Source organism: Rothia endophytica (genome assembly GCF_928381505.1).
GTDB lineage: Bacteria > Actinomycetota > Actinomycetes > Actinomycetales > Micrococcaceae > Rothia > Rothia endophytica_A.
The window spans coordinates 38,934-54,849 of the sequence record NZ_CAKMSJ010000002.1 but is presented as its reverse complement, the minus strand read 5'-3'; the positions used below and the strand labels follow the sequence as shown (position 1 = coordinate 54,849).

Here is a 15,916-nt window from a genome sequence, read left to right as displayed (position 1 = left end):
GAGATCTATTGACCCTTTGTGAGAGGCAGACACCAATTTGGCAAGCATAGTGAGTATCAGCAGCCTCAAAGGCGGAGTGGGTAAAACATCCGTTACCCTGGGGCTAGCATCTGCCGCTCAGGCTTCTGGCTTAAGAGTGCTGGTGGTTGACCTTGACCCCCACGGCGATGCCTCCACCGGCTTGGGGGTCAGTAGCCAGCAGGGTAGCGACATCGCCTCATTACTCATAGACCCAAGAGAGACCGACCTTGACCATGAGCTGGTAGCCAGCAGCTGGGTTTCGTTAGGTAGCCTGGGCAATGCATCCAGCACCGGTTTGGACGCCGGGGTGTGGGTTGCTCGCGGCTCCGCCCGGTCAACAGCACTAGAGTCACTTGACCCCCAGGTAACGCTCCCCATTCTGAGCAATCTGCTGGTGAGCGTCCGTGATACCTTTGACCTCATTTTGATTGACTGCCCACCCACACTAGGCAGGCTGACCGAAATGGCATGGGCCGCCAGCGACCGAGTCATTTCTGTTGCAGAGCCCTCGCTCTTTTCAGTTGCCGGCTCAGAGCGCACGCTACGAGCCATTGCCAGGTTTGAGGCGCACACTGAATATGCAGTGAAGTCAGCTTCTATCGTGATCAATAAGGTGCGCGACTCAGACCCAGAGCACGACTACCGCACCGAAGAAATGCGCATTCTTTTTGGTGACCTGGTTGCTTCAACCACCCTGCCAGAGGCCCCCATACTCCAAAGAATTCAGGGGTCAGCCTACCCTGTGCATTACTGGCCTGAGGCAGATGCTCAGCCCCTAGCGACTGCTTTCACCGGGCTCCTGCAGGGGCTCTTCCCCGAGCAGATGTTGAGCACGCCAGTGGAGTAAACTGCTTCGTTTCTTTATCAGTTAACGGCCGAGGGCCCCTCTGGTAAGAGGGGCCCTCGACGTTTTTAAACTAAGAAAAGTTCTATGCGCCAGCCTTGCGAGCTCGTCGCGCGGAAAGTTCATCATGGATTTCGATGCTGGCTTCTTCAACGGCAGTGTTTTCACCAGGTAGCTCACTGAGCGATACTTCGAGCTCTCGCCAAACCCTACCAATAGCAATGCCAAAGACGCCCTGACCCGCCTGTACCAGATCGATAACTTCTGAGGCTGAGGTGCACTCATAAACGCTAGCGCCGTCTGACATCAGGGTAATACCAGCAAGATCTTCTACCCCACGAGTACGCAGGTGCTCTACAGAGGTACGAATCTGCTGAAGGGAAACACCGGTGTCTAGTAGGCGCTTAACAATTTTTAGAACCAATACGTCACGGAAAGAATAAAGACGCTGAGAGCCCGAACCCTTAGCCGACCGGACAGTGGGTTCAACCAGCTGGGTGCGTGCCCAGTAATCTAGCTGACGATAGGTGATACCGGCAGCCTTGCAAGCAGTGGGCCCACGGTAGCCAAGATTTTCATCCACCAATGACACGGGGTCATCAAAGAGAACGCCCTGCTGGCCTACGGGGGAAGCACGATGAAGCACTTCATCAAACCCCAGCAACGGTTGATCCATAGAAGAAGGTACGCCTCTTAGCGCGCTATGTTCTACTGTTGGGTCATGATGCTTCACGATAACAGCGATCCCTTCCTCTACAACGATTTGAACTGTACCTATCCTACCCGGCGCTCACCCATTTTCGGGTTTAAAGCGCCCTGGCTCAGCACGGCGTTTTAACGTGGTTCTCGTCATTAAGACAGACCACCATTAAAACTTCCTACCAAGAGCGGCCCCTCAGTGGACTGCCCACAGCGGCATCCGCCCTATTCGTAGGTAGGCATTGACCCAGCAACCAGGCCCATGTGCAGGCGCAGCAAGAGCTGAGCGATATCCCCCGCCAGTTCAGCTGCACGAGCACGAGAGGTCTCGTCCCTGCGCAGGGCAAGCGGCCCTACCGCGGTTTCAACCAGATCAACCTCACGGTCAGCTGCAGCCCTAAAAGCCCGCAGATGGCGAGGGTGCAGACCGTGGGCGGTCAGCTGATTACACACCTTGGTGACCGCCAGATCATATTCATCATAGGCTTCTTTATTCTCTAGAAGCAGACCATATTTGATGAGCTCGCGAAGCAACGGCATGTCGACTTCAGCCTCCTGGCCCAACTCACGCAGGGTAAAAGATCGGGAGGGCGCAGGATCCTCAGCAGTTTGAGTCTCTACAGCTTCAATTTCAGGTTGAGCCACCTGAACCTTGCCAGCGTCCAAATCAGCTAAACGCTCCCTAATCACCTTGAGAGGGAGGTACTGGTCACGCTGCAACTCTAGGACATAGCGCAGGCGCTCAATATCCTGGGCCGAATACTTGCGGTAGCCGGTATTGGTGCGCTGGGGGCTCACCAGCCCCTTGTCCTCCAGGAAACGGATTTTTGAGGCGCTGATCCCTGCAAAGTCTGACTCAAGAGCTGCAAGAACCTGGCCAATCGTCTTATTTTTGACCTGCCCCTCAGCTGGCTCGTTATGAACTGATTCGTCAGTCATTACCGCCCCGTGCCCAGATAGAAAGCAAAGTGGAACTTGCCGATGTGCACCTCGTCGCCGTTCTTAAGGTAAGCCTCATCAACGCGATCACCGTTGACGTAGGTGCCATTCAAGGAGTCAGCATCGGTCAGGATGAAGCTGCCCGCGTTGGGGATGAACAGGGCGTGACGGCGTGAAACCGTTACATCATCAAGGTAGATGTCTGATTCTGGGCTACGACCAGCAATGATGGGCTCTACAGCGCCACTTTCATCTGAATCTGCTGTCAACAAGAAGCGAGCGCCCTTGAACTGGCCATCAATACCGATCAGCACAGCTGAACCGCCAGGAAGAGTAGCAATAACCGACAGCTCTTCGTCAGTGGGGTTGTGAGAGCTGGCAATATCTGAAATTGACAGAGGGATGGTGGTGGTGGCGGGGTGCGCTTCGTGGTGGGACATGCTGGGATCCTTGGTGTAGTAGATCTCTGTTCGGTATGCAAACATACGCGAAGCGAGTGAGTATCAGGGCGACTCAAAGGTCACAAAATGGTAAACAGTGAACCGCTCGTTTAATCTTAGCCAGAACCACTGGTTATTGCCCAATTCACACCGCTTTCTGGGCAGATTTTTCACAAACCGGAACCTAATTGCACCTAGACATGAAAAGAGCCACCGCATTCGGCGGTGGCTCAGGGCTGTAACAACCCTTGCTTTAGGCGATCTCAGTCTCGTAATCAGCTGCTGACATCAGATTCTCGAGGTCAGCTGCATCTGCAGGGCGAACCTCAATGAGCCAGCCAGCGCCGTAAGGGTCTGAGTTCACAGTCTCAGGTGCACCTTCAAGCTCATCGTTAACAGCAACAACTTCACCGTTAATGGGAGCGAACAAGTCAGAGACGCTCTTGGTGGATTCGATCTCACCGAAGGTGGCGTCGGCTTCTAGGGTTTCGCCTACCTCGGGCAGGTCCACATAGACAACGTCACCCAGGGCGTCCTGAGCGTGGTCGGTGACGCCGATACGCACGGTGCCATCAGCGGTGAGTGCACCAACCCACTCGTGTTCTTTGGTGTACTTGAGTTCTGCAGGAATGTTGCTCATCGGAGATTTCCTTATCTGTTGTGAAAGATGCCGATCGAGGTGCGTGAAACTCGAAAGAATGCAGAGCCGCAACGAGGGAGAAGCGGCGTCTTACCTCCCATTGTATGACACAGCCAACAGGCGCAGGTAACGCAGAACACCGTGTTGCCCACCATCCCCCAGAAAAGAAGATAAAGAAGCCCCCCCTTCGTACCCCTGCTTTATGAGCAAGGAGCGAAAGGCGGCAACTACATTTATTCGGTTGGAACCCTAGATGACCTTCCCTGAGAACTTATCCGGGTTACCGAAACGGTGGGCGGTAATAGATACTGCCTGCTCGCGGAGGAAGGGCAGCATCTCGATGCGACCAGCCTCGGTGACGGGCTGGAAGTAGACCGCAATGTCGGGGCGCCCATCCAGTGCCTCGTAGATTGAGGTGGAATCATCACCGATGTACCTGATGCGGGCACCTTCTAGCGCAGTACCCTCAAGCTGCTTAGATGAGGTCTTAGCAATCTTCTGCAGGGATGCGCGGTATTCTGCGTCGCTCTGCTCGATGATGGTGACCCCGGCTGAGGTTACGGCACCGTGCACTGCCACGGGCAGGGCAGCAGCGGTGCTGAACTCAATCTTTGCTCCGGCTGCTACACCTGCCAGCAGCACGCGGATCGCGTGGTCCATGTTGCCGGTGGAGTCCAAGCGCACCTGGACGACGGTGGGCAGGTAGCGCAGGATATTGCGCTCGACACCCAGGTTGCTGGGGTCATGCCCTACACCGAATTCTGTAGCCCAAGCAGCGGCATCCGAGCTGGCTGAGCGGGTGAGGAACACGATGCCGCCATCGTTGGTGGCGGTGGGTTCACGCAAGGCAGCCAGGATTTCGCGCACCTCTGCCTTATCGGGGGCAGTAGTAGCGGTTGAGGGTTCGCTGACCCAGTCGGTCAGTGCCACCAGGTAGTTGGGGCCACCTGCCTTGGTACCTGAGCCCACGGTTGACTTCTTCCAGCCGCCGAAGGGCTGGCGCTGAACAATTGCGCCGGTAATACCGCGGTTGACGTAGGTGTTGCCTGCCTCAACCTTGGAGAGCCAGAGAGCGAGTTCCTTGGAATCAAGTGAGTGCAGGCCGGCGGTCAGACCGTAGTCGGTTGCGTTCTGCAGCTCAATAGCTTCTTCGAGGGTCTTAGCCTTCATGACACCCAGGATGGGGCCGAAGTATTCGGTCAGGTGGTATTCGCTACCGGGCTTCACTCCTGCGCGGACGCCGGGCGACCAGAGTCGGCCAGTTTCATCGAGCTGCTGGGGCTTGATAATCCAGGTTTCGCCTTCACCCAAGGTGGTGAGGCCGCGCTTGAGCTTACCCTCGGGAACCTCAATGACCGGGCCCATTTCTGAGGCGATGTCCTGCGGGTGAGCCACGTGCAGTGACTTCACGGCATCGACTAGCTGGTTGTAAAATCGCTTCGACTCCCCTACGCTACCAACCAGAATCACGGTGGAGGCTGCTGAGCACTTCTGGCCTGCGTGACCGAAAGCGGAGGCAACGACGTCCTTGACCGCCAAATCGAGGTCAGCGTTGGGGGTGACGATGATGGAGTTCTTGCCCGATGTCTCACCGAAAAGCGGTAGGTCCTTGCGCCAGGAACGGAACATCTCGGCGGTCTCGTAACCACCGGTCAGAATCAAACGGTCAACTCGGCGGTCTGCAATCATCTTCGAGCCAGCGTCGCGGTCGGTCACCTTGACCAGACGCAAGACGTCGCGGGGCACGCCGGCTTCCCACAGCACCTCAGCGATGAGGGCGCCGATGCGGGCGGTGTTGGAGGCGGGCTTGAATATGACGCCCGAACCTGCTGCCAGGGATGCGATCACACCACCAACGGGGATAGCTGTGGGGAAGTTCCAGGGCGGAATCACCAGGGTGAGCTTGGCGGGCACGGGGCGCGCGCCGTCCATGTCATCTAGGCGTTCTGCCAGCATGGCGTAGTAGTAAGCAAAGTCAACGGCTTCAGAGACCTCAACATCGCCCTGGTCCAGGGTCTTGCCGGCCTCATGCGCCATGATCTCCATAAAGTCGCCGCGGCGAACTGCCAAACCGACTGCGACCTTGCGTAGAATCGCGGCGCGTTCACTAGCGGGGCGGGCGCCCCACTCGGCGCCGGCTGCCTGGGTATCTGCAACCAGAGCTTCAGCCTGTTCTGCTGAGCCCAGCTCGTTATCAGCTAGGGTATCGATGCCGATGCGGGTGGTCGCTGAGCGTTCCAGAATGGCCCGGCCCCACTCACGGTTAGCGACGAGCGCAGAGTCGGTATCCGGGGTGTTCTCGAAGTCGCCTGCGGGCTTGAAGACGGTGTCTTCGGTTTCGGTCAGGCGATTCTGGATGCGCTGAGGGGGCTGAACCTCATCAGTGACGTCTGCTAGTGACGCCAGGAAGCGCTGCTTCTCACGTTCGAAGAGAGCTGGGGATGAATCCAGGTCGAAGACGGCGCTCATGAAGTTCTCGCTAGATGCGTTCTCTTCGAGGCGGCGCACCAGGTAGGAGATAGCAACGTCGAATTCTTCGGGGCGCACCACGGGGGTGTAGAGCAGCAGGTGACCGACGCGCTGGCGGATGACCTCCGCCTGCTGGGATGCCATACCGATGAGCATTTCGAACTCGACATCGCGGGCTACACCGCGGTCTTCTGCCAGGAGCAGGGCGAAGGCAACATCAAAGAGGTTGTGGCCAGCGACACCCAGGCGGATGTTCTTGGTGTGCTCGGGCTGCAGGGCGTAGTCGAGGATGCGCTTGTAGTTGGTGTCTGATTCCTGCTTGGAGTTGCAGGTGGTCAGGGGCCAGCCGTGGACTGCTGCCTCTACCTTTTCCATGGAGAGGTTGGCGCCTTTAACCAGGCGAACCTTAATGCGGGCGCCGCCGGTGGCTACGCGCTCCGCTGCCCATCCCTGCAGGTGCTGCATGGCAGCCAGGGTATCGGGCAGGTAAGCCTGAAGAACGATACCGGCTTCAAGGTGCTTGAGCTGGGGCTGGTCAAGGATTTGGGTGAAGACAGCGATGGTCATGTCCAGATCCTTGTACTCTTCCATATCCAGGTTGATGAACTTCTTCTGGGGAGAGTTAGCTGCCAGTTCATAAAGCGGGGTCAGGCGTGTGACTGCCTGTTCAACTACCTCATCGAAGGCCCAGTGAGAGTGGGGGCCTGAAACTGAAGAAACCTTGATAGATACGTAGTCAACGTCATCACGGGCCAGTAGGCGCTTTGTTTCGCTCAGGCGGCGTTCTGCTTCGCGGTCACCCAGTACCGCTTCGCCGAGCAGGTTGATGTTGAGCTTGTTGCCGCTGGCGGTGAGGTGCTTGATGGCAGGGCCGAGCTTCTCATCACGGGCATCCACAATCAGGTGACCGACCATCTGGCGCAGCACGGTGCGGGCGATGGGCACGGTAGGCCAGGGGACCTTGCCTGCCAGCTTTCCGCCGATGCCTACTGCTGCCTTCATATAATTGGGCAGGAAGGAGGGGACGATGGGAGCGATGCGTTCTAGGTTCTTACCGGCAACGCTCTGGTCTTCGGGGCGTACAACACCGTCTACGAAGCCTACTGTGAAGTCGAGACCGTTGGGGTCTTTGAGGACGCCAGCCAGTTTCTCTGCGGCGGGGTCTGCAGGAATATTCTGGGCTTCTTTGACCCACTGGGCAACGAGTTCGGTTGCTTGGATGGCTAGTTTCTGGTGGCGTTCATCGGCGAACGGCTGGGCCATGGTAGGACCTCCTCTTGGATGCGCGGTGTGCGCACAACTTGGCACTTGTTACCCATTTCACCATGTTTAGGTCAGTAAAACACTATTAGAAAAAGTGAATCTTCTTGATGTATTTGGTTTAGATTTGCTAAATTGTAATGACACTATAAGGAGGGGTTCCCATGTATGATTTGCGCCGCCTCGCCATGCTGCTTGAAATTCACGAGCGTGGGACACTGGCCGCAGCCGCCAAGGCACTGCACCTCACATCATCAGCAGTCTCGCAGCAGCTCTCCACTCTTGAAAAAGAGGTGGGCGCTCCCCTACTGCGCAAGGTGGGCAGACACGTTGAACTGACCGCTGAGGCCCTGATTCTGGCTGAAAGTACCCGCAATGTGCTCTCGGAATTGGACGCCGCCCGCACTCGCATCTCACTCTTGGAAGGCATCCCCGCCGGCCAGGTACGTCTGGCCATCTTCCAGTCAGCAGCTCAAGCTCTGCTACCCGGAGCGCTGGACTACCTGGCAGAACATGCCCCTCAGGTGGAACTCCACGCAGTGCAGATTAACCCAGAGACCGGCCTCATTCTGACGCGAAGCCGCGAGTTCGACATGGTCATTTCGGAGTCCTACCCCCACCGCTTCATCCCCGAGCATGCCGAGCTGACCTCAGAGCTACTGACCCATGACACTCTTAATCTGGTCGTCGCAGCCAATTCCGATGTACAAGAACTTGGGGAAGCCTCCCACCTGCCCTGGGTATTTGAGGGCGAACACAACACCTCACGAGTGTGGGCTATTGATCGTTGCCGCGCAGCGGGTTTTGAGCCTCAGGTTCGCTACGTCATTGACGATTTGGGCACCCACCTGCAACTGGCCGCGGCGGGGGCTGCCGCCGTCCTGCCGGGCTTTGCCCTTGCGAACCTGGCTCGAAGTGCTGAGGCAAATTCCGTTAAAGTGCTACCCCTGCCCGGGGAACCTAAACGCAAGATTTTTGTAACCGTGCGGTCAGAGAGCGCAGAGCAACCTGCCATCAAAGCAGTGAAAGAAGCCTTAGGGGCGGCAGTCATTAATTCACCTGGGCACACTTGCGAGTAGAGTCAGAGCTATGCTCAGCCTGTTCTCGATTGCAGAGACCCCTCTAGCCCTCGACGTCCCTATGGACCCAGAGGTGTTGGCCCGCGTGTCAGGATTCGACCGAATTGGCGCGTTGCGGCCCTCCCACATTCTTGAAGTTAAGGCTCTAAGTTATCTTGCTGACCAGGAAGATTCAGCCGCAATGGAGAGCTTGGGCGTTGTTTTGCGCGAATCAATTGCTCGGCGGGTGCACCTGTGGCTGGGGCTAGTAGACGTAGCTACCGTGGACCATATCCAAGAGGTGCTGGGTGATGCCTGCCAAGTGGCCGGGCCGGCTAGGCCTGTGCCTGAGAACTGGAAATTACGGCTGCCCGCAGCCAAGAGCGTGGTACCTCTAGCGGTGAGCCCTCAGGCCTTTCTCCATCACTGCTTACAGGAAGGTAGCGGACTACGCGGCTTTGCCCTGCACAATCTGGAGGGAATGGATACCGCCCGGGTGCCCGGACGGGGCATGGAGGTTCTCCGCAAGGGCGGAGTGAAGGTGCGTGAACGCTCTTTGGCCTTTCGACTAGCTCACTCCCCCGTCATGTGGGCCTACATCTTAGTGATGCTGTACTCGGTATGCCGGGCACTACCTGTTGCTTTTATCCCGCATTTTCATGGAAATATTTGGGTGCTGTGGGCTCTGGACGTACTGGGGGCTATTCCCTATACCTGGGGCGTCATCGCTATGTTTACGGCTAAAAAGGCGCTGGTACGCGTCCTTGCCCTAGCCGTTGCACTGATTACCTTTATCGCCCCTTACGTCTACTTCTGGTCTCATGGGCACCACTACCCCTTCCAGGTAAACCTCGTCATTGCTGGGTTTATTGCCAGCGCCGTGGGTTTTGAGGTGGTGCGTTACCTGCGAGAGCGCCGGGTGCGAGCGCGAGTATCCCAAGGATGAATTCAAAGTGCCCGCACCTTGGTTGAAGATGCTGGCATTCGGTCAGACTTTAGATTCTGCGGAAGATCACTTCAGCGCTTAGCGCCTGCGTGTACGATGTGATGCGGTCATCAAGCACTGAGCTTGAGATGACCTGGACGGTGCCAATGGTTGATTTAGCTACACCGCGTATTCCCTGCCATGTGAGCACTGCCGTGATGCTCTGACCGGCGGGGAGTTCTTGAACGAGCTGGAGCGTGCTGACATCCCCCTCAATACCGGCGCTGGCTAGGGCTGCCCCGCGGCCATTAGAGTCTTGACCTGCGCGAGTCAGATGCCGGGCTGGGAAGTATTGGCAGCTGAGAGCATATAAATACCGTGGGAGGTCACCACGCTGGCCCCCGAGGGGCAGGCCGAAATGGAGTTATCAACGCGCTCTGACGGACTAATCATATTGGGTCGGAGCGAACGAATGGTGCCGCGCTCAGTGTCTACGACTGCCACCACGGCGTTCTTAGAGGCAACCCAGACCCGTCCCTGCCAGTCGGGCACCAGGACAACAACCTGGTCCCCCGGAATCTGGGACAGGAAGTCTTTGAGGTCAACTCGCGAATCTACCGACAGGGTACGGCCATCTTCGCTGTGGGCTACGCGCAAAAGGGTGTTGGTGCCGTCGACCAGCACCATACGGTCTTGGGCGTCGAGGTAGGCGTAAACGCCACCGGGCAGGGCACCCTTGGGCAGGTTGAGGTGCGCTAGTTCTTGGCCTGTAGGGCTAATGGTGACGACCTTGGGCACCAGAAACTGCCCCTCAGCTGCGACCTGAGTGCAGAGCACCTGGATGATACCGTCCTGCCCAGCCAGAACGGTAGGGCAAGCACCTCCCATAGGGATTTTAGTGACGTTCCACGGCCCCTTGCCCGGGCCGGGTAGCGGTGTTGCATCCGAAGAATGCGCTTAGCCATGCATGGTGGTGACACCGGGCGACCCAATGTGCGGGTTGACCTCAGCGTTGTACTCAAAATTCCCCAAGAACTATCCCCTTCGATATGGGGCACCAGGCGGTGCCATGCGCCATTATATGTAGTCACTGGGAGGGAGGGGGGCGAGTAAGCGCTGGTGAGAGGCCCCGCTCTTTAGGCGACAATTAGCCTGAGTAGCTTATGGGAAGTCTAGGTCATGATGCCGGTAAGGGCTGGCACTGTTGGGAGCGGGCTCTAGTGCCGGTCAGCCCCTGCGAAGGTTCGCCATGCGCAGGTCACAACGAACCAGCCGCCCGAGACCCAGAAGGCAAGAACTGCCCAAAGGGGGCGATCAGGCACGAGGGCAACTAGGTAGGCGGTAGCGGCGATCCAGACAGTGATAGCTACGATGTTGACCGCCATGAACTTTTTAACCCTGAAGGGGTGGGTGTAGTAGGTAGGAGTCAGAGTCAGTACTGCCAACACCACAATGGTGATGACGTTGAAGAGAGCGCCGGTGCCCATGACATACATGAAGACCGCCACGATGTTCCAGGCGGCAGGGAAACCCACAAAGTAGTAGTCGCTGGATTTCCAGTGTTCATTGGCGTAGCAGAACATTGAGGACACCAGAATCAAAATAACCAGAGCTAGTGCCAGGGGCTTAGCTCCCATGGGCAGTGCCAAGTACATGAAGAGGGCGGGGATGAAGGTCCAGGTGAGGTAGTCGACGGCGATGTCTACGATTCCCCCATCGAACCAGGGCAGCACCTCTTTGACGCAGGCTTTGCGTGCCATAGTGCCGTCCACGGAGTCCACGACCAGGGCGACGCCAAGCCAGAGCCACATGGCGGTGTAGTCACCTTCAATGAGGGCGAGGATTGCCAGGGTTGCCCAAGCAAGGCCTGAGAGGGTGAAGGCATGGACGAACCACGCGGCAGCGCGCTGGGTTGTGGTGAAATGGGGTGCTGTTGGCACGGGGGTCCTTTCGGTTGCTGCCTTGTGAGCTGCACGGGGGCAAGGGGTAGATATCTACTCTAGCCTTTTGCACTGCGACGGTGGCTCATCCCAGCGTTTTGGCGGGTCCGCTCGATTGCAATCGGGGTAGGGTTCCTCACTGGTGCTGGCAATTTGAAGATTGGCTGCCTGCGGTGGGTGGTCTCAACTCTTTAGCCTTTCAGAGGGCTGAAGCTAATTTGCATCACGAGAAAGATTTATTATGGGATTTATTTTGCTGGCAAGCGCATTTGGAGTGCTTGTGGGCCTGATCATCTCGGCGACATTTGGCATCATGTTCCTACTGTCTCTTTCAAAAGATGACAAATGAATTAATCCCCTTATTGGTTCTTTGTTGGCAGGTTTCATCATCGGCCTGGGCATTCTAGGTTTTGGGGCGTACATGCTCAACGATGTCTGGTCTACTTTGGGTAGATAACAAACAGTTCAAAGCAGGTCTGGCACCGATTCAGGAGCGCGAGCGCAAGGCCCGCTCTGCCCTCATTGACCTGGTCAATAAGCACTTCAACGGGCTCAATCTGAGCGACGAGTACCAGGTAGGTTTCGCCACCACCTTTGTGGCTGAGGCAGCCAAGGATGAGAGGCTACGGCAGAGCGCCCATGCTAACACCAAGGTGGACTTCGCCTACTCCAAGAAGGCGCGCATGGGGTTGTCATCGAAGCCGTGGACCTACGAGTCCGAAACCAACGAGCTGGTGGATTATGTGCGCAAGATGCCTGCTGAGAAGTTCATGGAGTTCATGCTGGACATGGGCCTCTACGAGCGGCTGCGCGGCGAAGTTAACACTGAAAATGAGGGGCCGGGCGGCACACCGCACCTAACCGCGCTCTAGCTCTATCCCGGCGTTAGACAAGCAGCTCCGCCAGGCTACTGCCCACTACCAGGTCGGTGATAACACCTGTTTTGAGTGCGCCGCGCAGGGCAGCGGCGCGGTGGACGCCCGCAGCCACGCAGATACGGCGGCCCACCTTCGCCAGCTCGGCTGGCGTCGGCCCGGTCGCTCGCTTATTGATATCAAGGTCAGCCCAGGTGCCATCCTCCCGGATCATCACCGTGCAAATATCGCCAGCAATACCCTCCGCTCGCATGGACGCCAGTTCTGCCCCATCAAAATATCCACCGGCATACACATGGGATGGAATAGAGCCGCCAAATGCACCCACCCCAAAGAGGGCAACGTCCGCAGACCGCTGCACCGCCAGCACACCGCGCACACTGCGCTCTCGCCACATAGCCGCCTTGGTATCAGCGAAATCAAAAAAGGCAGGCACCGGGAAGTGCATCATGCGGGCGTTATAGGCAGAAGCCACCTGGCCCAAAATTGCCCCCGAATACGGGATGCCGGTGTGGTGGGCATTGCCCGCCCCGTTGAGCTGCACCACGGTGACATCGTTCAGCGGTCGTTTGGGCAAAAAGTGTGCCACCTCAGTCACGGTGGAGCCCCAGGCAACGCCCAGTACAGTGCCATGATGCACCAGTGAATCCAAGAGCTTAGCGCCTGCCGCCGCTACACTGCGCATGCGCACCGTCTCACTGGCTCCCGCTGGCACCTGAGCCACGTGAACGCGAACCCGGTACCGGTCTGCCAGCCGGCTCTCTAAAGGCTCCTTGGGTCGTAGCTCCTCATTGAGCCGAATAGTCACTACACCGCTTTCACGCGCATTCTGCAGAAGCCTGGACACAGTAGGCCGGGAAACCCCCAACCTGGCAGAGATCGCCGCCATGGTTAGGTGTTCAACGTAGTAGAGGTGCGCCGCGTCAAACATCAAATTTTTACTTTTTCTCATCACTTTCCCATTCTAAGTGAAATTTTGCTCAAACATTTTGCAGTTTTTTGCACTGGGCAGTTCAAATGGTAACAGACTTCACATCCATCGTATTTTTTCTGGAGAGCCATTATGAGCGCAACATTCACCGCTAAATCCCATCTCACCGCCGCCTCCCGCACCGCCGCCCTTGAGGCCATGACCGACGATGCTGGAGTCGACATTCTCGTCATCGGCGGTGGTGTCACCGGTGCAGGTATTGCTCTGGACGCCGCCACCCGTGGCCTGCGCACCGCTATCGTTGATGCTGGTGACTGGGCTATGGGCACCTCCGCCTGGTCATCCAAACTGGTGCACGGCGGTCTGCGTTACCTCTACAACCTAGATTTCAAGCTCGTTTCTGAGGCGCTTAAAGAACGTGGCCTGCTGCTCGAGCGCACCGCTCCCCACCTCGTCAAGGCGCAGCCCTTCCTCTGGCCCCTCAAGCTACCCCTCATTGAGCGTGCCTACTCAGCAGTAGGCATCGGCATGTACGACACCTTGGCTTTCGTTGGTGCAGGCGGCCGCAAGACCGTGCCCGCCCAGCAGCACTTCACCAAGTCCGGCACCAAAAAGGTCTTCCCCGGCATCAAAGATTCCGCATTCTCTGGCGCCATCCAGTTCTATGATGCCCGCGTGGACGATGCCCGCTTGGTGATTGACCTGGTCCGCACTGCCGCCGGCTACGGTGCACTAGCAGCCACTCGCACCAAGGTCACCGGCGTCGAAAAGGACGCTAGCGGTAGGGTCACCGGCGCCAAAATTCTAGATCTTGAAACCGGCGCCGAAAAGACCGTCAAAGCCAAGCACATCATTAACGCAACCGGCGTATGGACCGAAGAAACCGAAGCTCTAGCCACCCAGGACGCTGGGCTCAAGGTACTTGCCTCCAAGGGCGTGCACATCACCGTGCCCCGCAACCGTATTAAAGCAACCAGCGGAATCTTCACCAAGACCGAAAAGTCCGTTCTCTTCATCATCCCCTGGCAGCGCTACTGGATCATCGGCACCACCGACACCCCCTACACTCAGCAGGATCGCCTCAACCCCGTGGCAACCCGCGAGGACATCGATTACGTGCTCATGCAGGCCAACAAGCTCATTGCCGATGAGCTGACCCACGACGACGTTATCAGCACCTTCGCTGGCCTACGCCCGCTGCTGCAGCCGGTGCTCAAGGACGGTTCAGATAAGTCCTCTACCAAGGTCTCCCGCGAGCATACCGTCACCCAGATCGCCCCGGGCATGAGCGCTATTGCCGGCGGTAAACTCACCACCTACCGCGTCATGGCAGAGGACGCCGTGGACTTCGCCCTCGGTGAGCGCGCTAAGACCCTGCCCTCGGTCACCGAAAACATCAAGCTGGTGGGTGCTGAGGGCTACGAGGTTCTGGCTTCTCGCGCTCACGCCCTGGCCGCTGAAAACGGTTGGGACGCTGCCCGCACCGATCACCTGCTCGAACGCTACGGCGCTGAACTGACCGACATCATCGCTCAGATTGAAGAGGACCCCTCACTGGGTGCTCCCCTGGCCGCCGCCCCCCAGTTCCTGCGCGCCGACGTCCTGCAGGCTGTGCGCGCAGAAGGTGCCCTACACCTGGAAGATGTGCTCATCCGCCGCGTTCGCCTAGACCTTGAAGCTAAGGACCGTGGCCTGGCTGCTGCCGAAGAGATTATCTCAATCATGGCACCAGAACTGGGCTGGGACGAGGCAACTCAGCAGCGCGAGCTAGCCACCTACCGCAAGCGCGTCGAGGCTATTGAGGCAGCTTCAACTGAAACCTCAGATGAGCGGGCAACCGACCATCTGATGAACGTCCCCATTATCGTAGGCTAACCAGCAACGCTGGCGCCTTGAACCCACCAAAAATCCAACCATAATTTGTGGAACGTCCACCGGATGTTTTCTTCACACCGATGTGAAAGAGGTCTCTATGAGCTCACTATTAGCAACTGGCACTGAAGCCAGCGTGCAGGCAAGTGCTCTCGTCAATGCTGACGGCACCGCCACCCTCCTAGGTGCATTTGCATCAGAAACCCTGGGCACATTCATCCTGCTTCTTCTGGGTGCAGGCGTTGTAGCAGCAGTGAGTTTACCCAAGTCTGGTGCTAAGGGCGCTGACTGGATCAACATCGCTTTCGGCTGGGGCTTCGCGGTCTTTGCTGGTGTCTATGTTTCCGGCCCCTCCGGCGCTCACCTTAACCCCGCAGTCACCATCGGCCAGATGGTTGCTGGCAACGATTTTGCCCCCGGCATCGCGCCCGGCTTCACCGCTATGCTGGTCTACTTCGCCGGCCAGTTCCTGGGTGCTTTCTTGGGAGCCTGGGGTGCCTACCTTGCCTTCAAGAAGCACTTCGACATCGTCGAACCCGGCGTCTCCCGCGGCGTCTTCTGCACCGCCCCTGCCATTCGCTCCTACGGTTGGAACGTCGTCACCGAAGCTATCGGCACCTTCGTCCTGATCGGCTTCGTGGTAGCTTCCGGTCAGACTCCTTCAGGTCTTGGACCTCTTGCTGTTGCCCTGATCGTTACCGCTATCGGTCTGTCCCTGGGCACTCCCACCGGCTACGCCATCAACCCTGCACGTGACCTTGGCCCTCGTATCGCTCACGCTCTGATGCCCATCAAAAACAAGTCAGCATCAGACTGGGCCTACTCTTGGGTACCCGTCGCCGGCCCCATCATTGGCGCAACCGCAGCAGCACTCATTGTCCCCGCGGTTCTTGCCATCGCAGGCGCCTAACCTCCTCCATATATAGAGCGGCAGGACGCCGCGGCTCACCCCGCTACCGGTAGCTACCTACCCGGCGTCCTGCCCCACCCACCCATTCACAAG

At 57.8% G+C, this 15,916-nt stretch carries 14 protein-coding genes; 6 read left to right on the top strand and 8 right to left on the bottom strand.

Features of this window, described 5'->3' with window-relative positions; genetic code table 11:
* Positions 1 to 49: 49 nt before the first annotated feature.
* Positions 50 to 868, top strand: a complete 819-nt coding sequence (locus L6990_RS02385; protein ID WP_237202480.1) for a ParA family protein — start codon at positions 50 to 52, stop codon at positions 866 to 868.
* An 82-nt stretch (positions 869 to 950) separates the two neighbouring features.
* On the opposite strand, the gene L6990_RS02380 is transcribed toward L6990_RS02385, so the two are convergent.
* The 5 genes from L6990_RS02380 to L6990_RS02360 all read right to left on the bottom strand — a co-directional run bounded on the left by L6990_RS02380 (position 951) and on the right by L6990_RS02360 (position 7,315).
* Positions 951 to 1,541 carry a MerR family transcriptional regulator gene (locus tag L6990_RS02380; RefSeq protein ID WP_237202479.1) on the bottom strand — a complete coding sequence of 197 codons (591 nt, stop codon included), beginning with the start codon at positions 1,539 to 1,541 and terminating at the stop codon, positions 951 to 953.
* 248 nt (positions 1,542 to 1,789) lie between these two features.
* Entirely contained in the window at positions 1,790 to 2,503 is a 714-nt protein-coding gene (gene ftsR / locus L6990_RS02375; RefSeq protein WP_237202478.1) for a transcriptional regulator FtsR, read from the bottom strand.
* Positions 2,503 to 2,943 carry an FHA domain-containing protein gene (locus L6990_RS02370; protein WP_237202477.1) on the bottom strand — a complete coding sequence of 147 codons (441 nt, stop codon included), beginning with the start codon at positions 2,941 to 2,943 and terminating at the stop codon, positions 2,503 to 2,505. Before L6990_RS02370 ends, ftsR begins: the two co-directional genes overlap by 1 nt.
* A 253-nt stretch (positions 2,944 to 3,196) precedes the next feature.
* Positions 3,197 to 3,583 (bottom strand): glycine cleavage system protein GcvH, encoded by a 387-nt coding sequence (gcvH, locus tag L6990_RS02365; RefSeq protein ID WP_237202476.1) that lies wholly within the window; start codon positions 3,581 to 3,583, stop codon positions 3,197 to 3,199.
* Positions 3,584 to 3,832: 249 nt separating this feature from the next.
* Entirely contained in the window at positions 3,833 to 7,315 is a 3,483-nt protein-coding gene (locus tag L6990_RS02360; RefSeq protein WP_237202475.1) for a bifunctional proline dehydrogenase/L-glutamate gamma-semialdehyde dehydrogenase, read from the bottom strand.
* A gap of 161 nt (positions 7,316 to 7,476) precedes the next feature.
* Between L6990_RS02360 and L6990_RS02355 the strand changes: the two genes are divergently transcribed.
* The gene (locus L6990_RS02355) at positions 7,477 to 8,391 is read left to right on the top strand and encodes a LysR family transcriptional regulator (protein ID WP_237202474.1); all 915 of its coding nucleotides are present in this window, start codon (positions 7,477 to 7,479) and stop codon (positions 8,389 to 8,391) included.
* A 10-nt stretch (positions 8,392 to 8,401) separates the two neighbouring features.
* On the top strand, positions 8,402 to 9,316 hold the full coding sequence (locus L6990_RS02350; protein WP_237202473.1) for a hypothetical protein: 915 nt from the start codon (positions 8,402 to 8,404) through the stop codon (positions 9,314 to 9,316).
* 309 nt (positions 9,317 to 9,625) lie between these two features.
* Here the strand turns inward: L6990_RS02350 and L6990_RS02345 are convergent, their stop codons facing one another.
* On the bottom strand, positions 9,626 to 10,183 hold the full coding sequence (locus tag L6990_RS02345) for a hypothetical protein (RefSeq protein ID WP_237202472.1): 558 nt from the start codon (positions 10,181 to 10,183) through the stop codon (positions 9,626 to 9,628).
* A gap of 329 nt (positions 10,184 to 10,512) precedes the next feature.
* A complete protein-coding gene (locus tag L6990_RS02340; protein WP_237202471.1) occupies positions 10,513 to 11,235 on the bottom strand; it encodes a CDP-alcohol phosphatidyltransferase family protein in 723 nt (240 codons plus the stop codon).
* A 431-nt stretch (positions 11,236 to 11,666) separates the two neighbouring features.
* Between L6990_RS02340 and L6990_RS02335 the strand changes: the two genes are divergently transcribed.
* Complete coding sequence (locus L6990_RS02335) at positions 11,667 to 12,107, top strand: hypothetical protein (protein ID WP_237202470.1); 441 nt, start codon at positions 11,667 to 11,669, stop codon at positions 12,105 to 12,107.
* A 13-nt stretch (positions 12,108 to 12,120) separates the two neighbouring features.
* On the opposite strand, the gene L6990_RS02330 is transcribed toward L6990_RS02335, so the two are convergent.
* Entirely contained in the window at positions 12,121 to 13,062 is a 942-nt protein-coding gene (locus L6990_RS02330) for a sugar-binding transcriptional regulator (protein WP_237202748.1), read from the bottom strand.
* Between the two features lie 111 nt (positions 13,063 to 13,173).
* Between L6990_RS02330 and L6990_RS02325 the strand changes: the two genes are divergently transcribed.
* Together L6990_RS02325 and L6990_RS02320 are read left to right on the top strand one after the other, a co-directional pair.
* The gene (locus L6990_RS02325) at positions 13,174 to 14,916 is read left to right on the top strand and encodes a glycerol-3-phosphate dehydrogenase/oxidase (protein ID WP_237202469.1); all 1,743 of its coding nucleotides are present in this window, start codon (positions 13,174 to 13,176) and stop codon (positions 14,914 to 14,916) included.
* 97 nt (positions 14,917 to 15,013) lie between these two features.
* The gene (locus L6990_RS02320; RefSeq protein WP_237202468.1) at positions 15,014 to 15,823 is read left to right on the top strand and encodes an MIP/aquaporin family protein; all 810 of its coding nucleotides are present in this window, start codon (positions 15,014 to 15,016) and stop codon (positions 15,821 to 15,823) included.
* The last annotated feature ends 93 nt before the right edge of the window (positions 15,824 to 15,916 follow it).

Bases quoted from the DNA above. Each gene is read 5' to 3' on its own strand.
- ftsR (WP_237202478.1), bottom strand. From the start codon at position 2,503: ATGACTGACGAATCAGTTCATAACGAGCCAGCTGAGGGGCAGGTCAAA.
- gcvH (WP_237202476.1), bottom strand. From the start codon at position 3,583: ATGAGCAACATTCCTGCAGAACTCAAGTACACCAAAGAACACGAGTGG.
- L6990_RS02325 (WP_237202469.1), top strand. From the start codon at position 13,174: ATGAGCGCAACATTCACCGCTAAATCCCATCTCACCGCCGCCTCCCGC.
- L6990_RS02360 (WP_237202475.1), bottom strand. From the start codon at position 7,315: ATGGCCCAGCCGTTCGCCGATGAACGCCACCAGAAACTAGCCATCCAA.
- L6990_RS02350 (WP_237202473.1), top strand. From the start codon at position 8,402: ATGCTCAGCCTGTTCTCGATTGCAGAGACCCCTCTAGCCCTCGACGTC.
- L6990_RS02380 (WP_237202479.1), bottom strand. From the start codon at position 1,541: ATGGATCAACCGTTGCTGGGGTTTGATGAAGTGCTTCATCGTGCTTCC.
- L6990_RS02355 (WP_237202474.1), top strand. From the start codon at position 7,477: ATGTATGATTTGCGCCGCCTCGCCATGCTGCTTGAAATTCACGAGCGT.
- L6990_RS02335 (WP_237202470.1), top strand. From the start codon at position 11,667: ATGTCTGGTCTACTTTGGGTAGATAACAAACAGTTCAAAGCAGGTCTG.
- L6990_RS02345 (WP_237202472.1), bottom strand. From the start codon at position 10,183: ATGGGAGGTGCTTGCCCTACCGTTCTGGCTGGGCAGGACGGTATCATC.
- L6990_RS02370 (WP_237202477.1), bottom strand. From the start codon at position 2,943: ATGTCCCACCACGAAGCGCACCCCGCCACCACCACCATCCCTCTGTCA.
- L6990_RS02320 (WP_237202468.1), top strand. From the start codon at position 15,014: ATGAGCTCACTATTAGCAACTGGCACTGAAGCCAGCGTGCAGGCAAGT.
- L6990_RS02330 (WP_237202748.1), bottom strand. From the start codon at position 13,062: ATGAGAAAAAGTAAAAATTTGATGTTTGACGCGGCGCACCTCTACTAC.